Below are 7145 nucleotides of genomic sequence, written 5' to 3'. Positions count from 1 at the left end.
CTCCCATGATTTACAAGAAAAGCATGACAAGCGATTTCTTTGTGGAGTGGTTCAAAACGCAACTCCTACCTGCTTTGAAGACACCTCATGTTATTGTCATGGGCAATGCTAGTTTTCATACCAAGAACATTTTGGATGAACTCTGCATCCAAGATAAACACTTTTTCTTACCTCTACCACCTTATTCACCGGATTTGAATCCTATTGAGCAAGCTTGGGCTATCTTGAAAAAGAAAGTGACGGATTTATTAAGGGAAGTTCCAACTATTTTTGAATGTTTGGAATGCTTTTTAAAACTAAATGACTATAAAATGAAATAAGAATAGGACAAATCGATCAGGACAGTCAAACCGATTTCTAACAATGTTTTAGAAGTAGAGGTGTACTATTATAGTTTCAATCTACTATATAAAAACGCATAATAGCGAGTGTACAGTGTACCTCAATACTATGCGTTTTATTGTGGGAAGACTTATTGGACTTTCGCTCAAGTAGAGTTTTTACTCAATTTCCTCACTGGATTGGGATTGAAATTCCAATCAATTTCTCTGAGTAGAGTGTCTTGATATTGGCTTCATCAATAGAGTCCTTATCAATTTTACGTTTCAAGAAAAATTCTTGAATGGTTTCGATTTCAGGCTCACGAATAGCACGGTGTTTATTTGAGATGAGGATTTCATAGTGAAGCGGGGCTTGGGTAAAAATAACATCAGTATTTCCTGCTGAGTAAACCTCAACAAGGGTTGCATCGGTACTTTCTAGCTGGCTTTTTACAAGTTGCGAGTGTGAGTTTGTCGTATTGATAAGCTTCATAATATTTCCTCCGATTTTCTAATTCTATTATAGCACTTTTTAAATAAAGTCGCTTGATTTATACTCAATGAAAATCAAAGAGCAAACTAGGAAGCTAGCCGCAGGTTGCTCAAAACACAGTTTTGAGGTTGTAGATAAGACTAATGAAGTCAGTGACCATATCTACGGTAAGGCGACGCTGACGTGGTTTGAAGAGATTTTCGAAGAGTATTAGCTAATCTTATGCTGTTTTTTCCAAGATTGGATAGCCCATTTATGGCTACCACGTTTGAGATTTTCAATAGCCTCGTCAATAGGGAACCAGGCGATATGATTAAAGTCTTCTAGTGGTTTTTGAACTTCTTTGAAAGAAGTCGCTTCATAAAAGTAGGCAGGATTGTAGTAGTAGGTGTCACGGTGACGAGAGTAGAAATATTCGTCAGCTTGTCCATAATAGGTACCAATTTCAGCAGTGAAACCAAGCTCTTCAATCAATTCACGCTTTAGGGCTTCCTGATGATTTTCCCCTGCTTCAATTTCGCCACCTGGTAAGAACCAAGCACCATTAGGAGCTTGAACTAAAACTATTTGTTTTTGTTCAGCGTCAGGGATAACTGCATATACACCGTAACGTGAAACATAGTCTGTATTCGCTTTTTTTTCTCCGAAAGTTGGGTTTGCCATTGCATTTTCCTCATTATCTAGTATCGTTATTATTATCATAATGGACAAAGGGCAAGCTGTCAAGAACTTATAGTTATTTTAGTAAAAAAGAGCAGAAAATTTTCATTTTCTACTCCTTTTCTATAGGATTTATACTTCTTTTTCAGAATTTTTTACTTCAGCTTTTTTGGCAGATTTAATCTGAATGTTTCCCTTGTTAGTCATAACTGCTTTGAGATCTTTTTCGCTTGGATTTTCAAGGTAGTAGTCAGTGATTGCGTCCTCAATATAGTCTTGAATAGTCCGACGAAGTGGGCGTGCTCCCATTTTTGGATCATAACCGAGGTCAACTAATTTTTCCTTGACCTTTTCAGTTACATCTAAATGAATGTTGTTGCTAGAAAGGCGCTTGTTAACATCTGCTAGCATGAGCTCGACAATCTGAAGGAGATTATCTTTGCTGAGAGCCTTAAATTCGATAATACCATCAAAACGGTTCATAAACTCTGGGCTAAAGAAGTTACCGAGTTCACCGAGGACGGAGTTTGTACGTCCTTCTCTAGCAGCACCAAATCCAACGCTGGCTTCGGCTTTTCCAGTCCCAGCATTTGAAGTCATGATAATGATAGCATCCTTGAAGCTAACGGTACGTCCTTGCCCATCTGTCAAACGACCATCGTCCAAGACCTGAAGGAACATATGTATGACGTCTGGATGGGCTTTTTCCACTTCATCCAGGAGAATAAGAGAGTAGGGATTGCGACGAACTTTTTCAGTTAATTGCCCAGCCTCATCGTAGCCAACATAACCTGGAGGGGCACCGACCAACTTAGCCACGCTGTGTTTTTCCATGTATTCGCTCATGTCAAAGCGAATCATGCTGTCAGCAGAACCAAAGAGTTCGATAGCTAGTTGTTTGGAAAGTTCTGTCTTACCGACACCAGTTGGTCCGACAAAGAGGAAGCTTCCAATTGGGCGGTTAGGGGTACCAAGTCCGACACGATTCCGGCGAATAGCCTTGGCAATCTTATCGACTGCATCATCCTGCCCAATAACATGAGACTTGAGATCTTCGGCTAGATGGATGAGTTGAGATTGTTCTTTCTCTTTTAAATCACCAACAGGGATGTTGGTTTTCTGTTCAATAATATGCTCAATGGTTTTTTCACTGATGATTGGAGTATCCTGGTCTGTGACCTTTTTCTTTTGCATTTCCTTATATTTGGCAATCTGGTCACGGAAGTAGGCGGCTTTTTCAAAATCTTCTTCTCGTGTAGCTTGAGACTTGAGATTTTCAGCCTCAATCAAGCGCTGATCAATGACTTTAGGGTCTACAAAATTCAAGGTCAAATTCATCTTAGAACCAGCTTCATCTAGGAGGTCAATGGCCTTGTCAGGTAAGAAGCGATCTTGGATGTAACGATTGGAAAGAGTTGCAGCTGCTTCAATTGCAGCATCGGTATATTGAACGTGGTGGTAGTCTTCGTATTTCTTTTGAATCCCTTTGAGGATAGTGATTGTTTCTTCCACCGTTGGTTCATCAACCTTGACAGGCTGCATACGACGCTCGAGGGCAGCATCCTTTTCAATGATACGGTATTCATTGAGGGTAGTAGCGCCGACCAGTTGCAGTTCCCCACGAGCAAGGGCTGGCTTGAGGATATTTCCTGCGTCCATATTACCATCACTCGCAGAACCAGCACCGACAATTTCATGGATTTCATCGATAAAGAGGATGATGTCCTCACGTTTGCGAATTTCTTCCATGAGTTTTTGCATGCGTTCTTCAAATTGTCCACGGATCCCCGTTCCTTGCACCAAGCTAACCACATCCAGACGGATGACTTGTTTACCTTGGAGTTTATGTGGAACATCGCCATCAACGATTTTCTGAGCTAGACCTTCGACAACGGCCGTTTTTCCGACACCCGGTTCACCGATAAGAACAGGATTATTCTTGGTTCTACGATTGAGAATCTCGATGACACGGATAATCTCATTGTCGCGCCCAATAACGGGGTCAATGTCTCCACGACGGGCAATCTCAGTTACGTTGATACCAAATTCTTCCAGCAGGCCTTTTTCTTGGCTTGCTGGTGGAGTTTGAGCAGAACCACGATTTTGGGAACCATAACCGCCGTTTCCACCGTAACCTCCACCTGATTGGGTTGGGGGAATAGGAGGAGTATTGCTAGAAGGTCTGAAATTGTTTAGGTCATTGAAAAAATCACCAAAGGGATCGAAGTCACGATTGTTCAGATCCGTCATACCTTTGAAGAGGCTATTGTTAGGATCTGTTTTGATAATCTTGTAGCAGTTTTGACAGAGGTCAATTTGTTTTTGTTTTCCATTGAGATTGGTGTAAAGATGAATTGTTGAGTCGTTGATTTTACAGTTTTGACAAAGCATACATCTACCTCATTTCTTTCTTTATCCTGATCTGTTTAAAGGTCAAAAATAGTCAAATTCCTATACTCTCATTATAACAGGATTGGGGTGTAAAGCAAGTAAAAAGATTGCAGCTTTGAGAAGTTGTTACAATGAAAATCATCTTTGTGAATTTGGACTAAAAAAATCCTATTTGTGAGACAAAAAGGATTTTGGTTAGACATGCAGGGGCAATCCCAGCTTGTTTTGTATTAGTAAAGGAGTTCGTAAATCTCCATTGCAATCAAGTCAATGCTGTCGAACGTATAAGTTTCGCGAGCTTCTACGTCACGAAGGGTAAAGATTGAGCCGTTTTCTTCGTCGTGGCTGTACGCAACTTCTGCAACAACAACTCCTTCGCGTTCAAAATTACGTTTTAAATTTCCGCCATCGTTTGCCATTGCTTCAAGGCGGTTGATGATTCTAACCAAATGTGATTCCATTTTGATTCTCCTTCATTTCTTATCGTTACTATTTTACCATAAAGGAGGCCAACTTGACTAGAAAAAAACTAAGATTTCTCGCTAATTCTGCTAGTTTAAAGATTTTTAAATAAATTGGATAAAAGATTTGAATTTTAATTCAATATACGTTATAATCATACAGTATTCTATTTTAGAAAGCAGTGTGACTATGAATTTTTCTTTTTTACCTAAGTATTTATCTTATTTTAACTATGGGGCTGTTGTGACGGTTCTTATTTCTATCTGTGTTGTCATTTTGGGAACCATTTTGGGGGTTGTCTTGGCTTTTGGGCAACGTTCAAAGTTTAAACCGCTTGTTTGGCTGGCCAACTTGTACGTTTGGATTTTCCGTGGGACACCTATGATGGTTCAGATTATGATTACCTTTGCTCTTATGCACATCAATGCTCCGACTATTCAGGTTGGGATTTTGGGTGTTGATCTTTCTCGTCTGATTCCAGGGATTTTGATTATTTCTATGAACAGTGGTGCTTATGTTTCTGAGACTGTTCGTGCTGGGATTAATGCGGTTCCTAAGGGGCAGTTAGAGGCGGCCTATTCTTTAGGGATTCGTCCTAAAAATGCGATGCGGTATGTGATTTTGCCACAAGCAATCAAAAATATTTTGCCAGCATTGGGGAACGAATTTATCACCATTATCAAGGACAGCTCCCTCTTATCAGCTATTGGGGTTATGGAGTTGTGGAACGGTGCTACAACAGTTTCTACAACAACCTATCTATCTTTAACACCACTTTTATTTGCAGCCTTTTATTACTTGATTATGACTTCTATTTTGACAGTAGCCTTGAAAGCTTTTGAAAAACATATGGGACAAGGAGATAAGAAATAATGACAGACACCTTGATAAAAATTGAAAATTTACATAAATCCTTTGGAAAGAATGAAGTATTGAAGGGCATCAACCTCGAGATTAAAAGAGGAGAAGTTGTCGTTATCATCGGTCCTTCAGGGAGTGGGAAATCTACCTTGCTTCGCTCTATGAATTTGTTGGAAGAATCAACCAAGGGGAAGGTTATCTTTGAGGGAGTCGATATTACGGACAAGAAGAATGACCTCTTTGCCATGCGTGAGAAGATGGGCATGGTTTTCCAACAATTCAATCTCTTTCCTAATATGACTGTGATGGAAAATATCACCTTGTCACCTATCAAGACCAAAGGTGAAAGCAAGGCAGTTGCTGAGAAGAGAGCCCAAGAGCTTTTGGAAAAAGTTGGTTTGCCAGATAAGGCAGACGCTTATCCACAGAGTTTGTCAGGTGGGCAGCAACAACGGATTGCCATCGCGCGTGGGTTGGCAATGGAACCAGATGTTTTGCTCTTTGATGAACCGACTTCAGCCTTGGATCCTGAAATGGTGGGTGAGGTATTGGCTGTTATGCAAGATCTAGCCAAGTCAGGAATGACCATGGTTATCGTAACACATGAGATGGGATTTGCCCGTGAGGTGGCAGATCGTGTCATCTTTATGGCAGACGGTGTGGTTGTTGAAGACGGAATACCTGAACAGATTTTTGAACAAACCCAAGAACAACGGACTAAAGACTTCTTGAGTAAGGTTTTATAATCTATTTTAAAATTTCAAGACAAGATTAGTGAAAAGCTCAACCAGAGCTTTTTCTTATAGTTTGAAACTATAAGGTTGGCTAGGAAAGAAGTGTTAGAGGGTACTAGCAGTTTTTGGTATAATGGAAGATATTTGAAAGAAAAGAGAAATGATATGACACAGATTATTGATGGGAAAGCTTTAGCTGCCAAATTGCAGGGGCAGTTGGCTGAAAAGACTGCAAGATTAAAGGAAGAAACAGGTCTAGTACCTGGTTTGGTAGTGATTTTGGTTGGAGACAATCCAGCCAGCCAAGTCTACGTTCGTAACAAGGAACGTTCTGCCCTTGCGGCTGGTTTCCGTAGCGAAGTAGTGCGAGTTCCAGAGACCATTACTCAAGAGGAATTGTTAGACCTGATTGCTAAATACAATCAGGATCCAGCTTGGCATGGGATTTTGGTTCAGTTGCCATTACCAAAACACATTGATGAAGAGGCGGTTCTATTGTCTATTGATCCAGAAAAGGATGTGGATGGGTTCCATCCCTTAAACATGGGGCGTCTCTGGTCTGGTCATCCAGTCATGATTCCTTCGACACCTGCAGGAATTATGGAAATGTTTCATGAATATGGGATTGAATTAGAAGGTAAAAATGCGGTCGTCATCGGTCGTTCAAACATTGTTGGAAAACCCATGGCCCAGCTTCTTTTAGCCAAAAATGCAACAGTAACCTTGACCCATTCACGCACCCATAATCTTGCCAAGGTGGCTGCTAAAGCAGATATTCTGGTGGTCGCAATCGGTCGTGCTAAGTTTGTGACTGCTGACTTTGTCAAACCAGGTGCGGTTGTCATTGATGTCGGTATGAACCGCGATGAAAATGGGAAGCTCTGTGGAGATGTTGACTATGAGGCAGTTGCCCCACTTGCTAGCCACATCACACCAGTTCCTGGAGGTGTAGGCCCTATGACCATTACCATGCTAATGGAGCAAACTTATCAGGCAGCACTTCGGACATTGGATAGAAAATAAGAGAAAAATCGCTGAAGAGAGTGTATTTTCTATAGCTATATCTGAAATGGCAGAAATGAGTATTAAATTTTAGATATAAGATTACAAAAGGAGGTCTGCGCCTCCTTTTTGTTGTATAATCCCGACTTTATCACTTAATTTTCCGCCGACCTTACTTAATCCCTTGGTACATCTGGATTTTCCGACTATTTTTCAACTTTT

8 protein-coding genes and 1 pseudogene are annotated in these 7145 nt (G+C 40.6%); 5 read left to right on the top strand and 4 right to left on the bottom strand.

The window, feature by feature from the left end; all coding sequences use genetic code 11:
- A pseudogene (locus tag HT723_RS09680) lies at positions 1 to 320 on the top strand (IS630 family transposase); the annotation flags it as partial.
- 193 nt (positions 321 to 513) lie between these two features.
- On the opposite strand, the gene HT723_RS09675 reads toward HT723_RS09680, so the two are convergent.
- Positions 514 to 813, bottom strand: coding sequence for a DUF1827 family protein (locus HT723_RS09675; RefSeq protein ID WP_172935109.1), 300 nt, complete (start codon positions 811 to 813; stop codon positions 514 to 516).
- Positions 814 to 880: 67 nt separating this feature from the next.
- Between HT723_RS09675 and HT723_RS11720 the strand changes: the two genes are divergently transcribed.
- Entirely contained in the window at positions 881 to 1027 is a 147-nt protein-coding gene (locus HT723_RS11720; protein WP_240154965.1) for a hypothetical protein, read from the top strand.
- Here the strand turns inward: HT723_RS11720 and HT723_RS09665 are convergent.
- The 3 genes from HT723_RS09665 to HT723_RS09655 form a co-directional block, all read right to left on the bottom strand.
- Entirely contained in the window at positions 1024 to 1476 is a 453-nt protein-coding gene (locus HT723_RS09665) for an NUDIX hydrolase (protein ID WP_172935108.1), read from the bottom strand. The two genes, HT723_RS11720 and HT723_RS09665, sit on opposite strands and share 4 nt — an antisense overlap.
- A 129-nt stretch (positions 1477 to 1605) precedes the next feature.
- Positions 1606 to 3864: an ATP-dependent Clp protease ATP-binding subunit gene (locus HT723_RS09660; RefSeq protein WP_172935107.1), complete on the bottom strand. Its 2259-nt coding sequence runs from the start codon at positions 3862 to 3864 to the stop codon at positions 1606 to 1608.
- A gap of 230 nt (positions 3865 to 4094) precedes the next feature.
- Positions 4095 to 4325, bottom strand: coding sequence for a DUF1797 family protein (locus tag HT723_RS09655; RefSeq protein WP_000443574.1), 231 nt, complete (start codon positions 4323 to 4325; stop codon positions 4095 to 4097).
- Between the two features lie 190 nt (positions 4326 to 4515).
- Between HT723_RS09655 and HT723_RS09650 the strand changes: the two genes are divergently transcribed.
- The 3 genes from HT723_RS09650 to HT723_RS09640 all read left to right on the top strand — a co-directional run bounded on the left by HT723_RS09650 (position 4516) and on the right by HT723_RS09640 (position 6944).
- On the top strand, positions 4516 to 5199 hold the full coding sequence (locus tag HT723_RS09650; protein ID WP_172935106.1) for an amino acid ABC transporter permease: 684 nt from the start codon (positions 4516 to 4518) through the stop codon (positions 5197 to 5199).
- Entirely contained in the window at positions 5199 to 5933 is a 735-nt protein-coding gene (locus tag HT723_RS09645; RefSeq protein WP_172935105.1) for an amino acid ABC transporter ATP-binding protein, read from the top strand. The genes HT723_RS09650 and HT723_RS09645 overlap by 1 nt, the downstream gene beginning before the upstream one ends.
- Positions 5934 to 6086: 153 nt before the next feature.
- The gene (locus tag HT723_RS09640; protein ID WP_172933611.1) at positions 6087 to 6944 is read left to right on the top strand and encodes a bifunctional methylenetetrahydrofolate dehydrogenase/methenyltetrahydrofolate cyclohydrolase; all 858 of its coding nucleotides are present in this window, start codon (positions 6087 to 6089) and stop codon (positions 6942 to 6944) included.
- The last annotated feature ends 201 nt before the right edge of the window (positions 6945 to 7145 follow it).

The sequence above is a fragment of the Streptococcus sp. 2106 genome (assembly GCF_013277315.1).
GTDB classification, from domain to species: domain Bacteria; phylum Bacillota; class Bacilli; order Lactobacillales; family Streptococcaceae; genus Streptococcus; species Streptococcus pseudopneumoniae.
This window is presented reverse-complemented; position numbering and strand designations above follow the sequence as displayed.